We start from the raw sequence: 585 nt of genomic DNA, 5'->3' as shown, positions 1-585 counted from the left end.
CGACCAGATGCGCAAGATCGCCCAGCTATCCGGCGGGCAGTCCTACACCGCCACCAACATCAGCGAGCTGAACAAGAGCTACAACGCCATCGAGAACGACATCGGGTTCCGCACGGTGCCCGGCCCCGGCAGCGCCGGCTGGCTGCGCCTGGGCGTCGTCGTCGCGCTGATCGCGGCGGCGCTGGGCCTGCTGATCAACCGGCGCCTGCCGATCTGACGCTGCCGTCTGACCGCTTAGGCGGGCAGCCGCCGGTTCAGGAACTCTCCGGCCAGGACGGCGCCGGCCAGCAGCACCGCGCCGAGCAGCATCCAGGCCAGGCTGGCGTCGCCCTTGACGGTCTGATAGCCGATCTGGCGCTGCAGGGTCGAATAGACGCTCTCCAGCGATTCCAGGCTGTCGGCGTGGAACGCCTGGCCGTCGGTGATCTTGGTGATCTCCTGCAGCGTCTGGTCGGTCGACACCGGGACGGCGACCCGCTGCCCGTCCATCTCGATCTCCCCGCCCTTGGTGCCGAACGAGATCGTCGAGATGGGCACGCCCTGGTCCTTGGCCAGCCGCGCCGCGGTGAACGCGCCGTCGTGCGG

The 585-nt window shown here is 69.4% G+C and carries 2 pseudogenes; one reads left to right on the top strand and one right to left on the bottom strand.

The features are described 5' to 3' along the window. A pseudogene (locus A5706_RS10400) lies at positions 1 to 217 on the top strand (hypothetical protein); the annotation flags it as partial. A gap of 17 nt (positions 218 to 234) precedes the next feature. Here A5706_RS10400 and A5706_RS10395 read toward each other — a convergent pair. Then, a pseudogene (locus A5706_RS10395) lies at positions 235 to 585 on the bottom strand (hypothetical protein); the annotation flags it as partial.

This window comes from Mycobacterium sp. E796, assembly GCF_001672815.1.
In the GTDB taxonomy this organism is placed as follows: domain Bacteria; phylum Actinomycetota; class Actinomycetes; order Mycobacteriales; family Mycobacteriaceae; genus Mycobacterium.
This window is presented reverse-complemented; position numbering and strand designations above follow the sequence as displayed.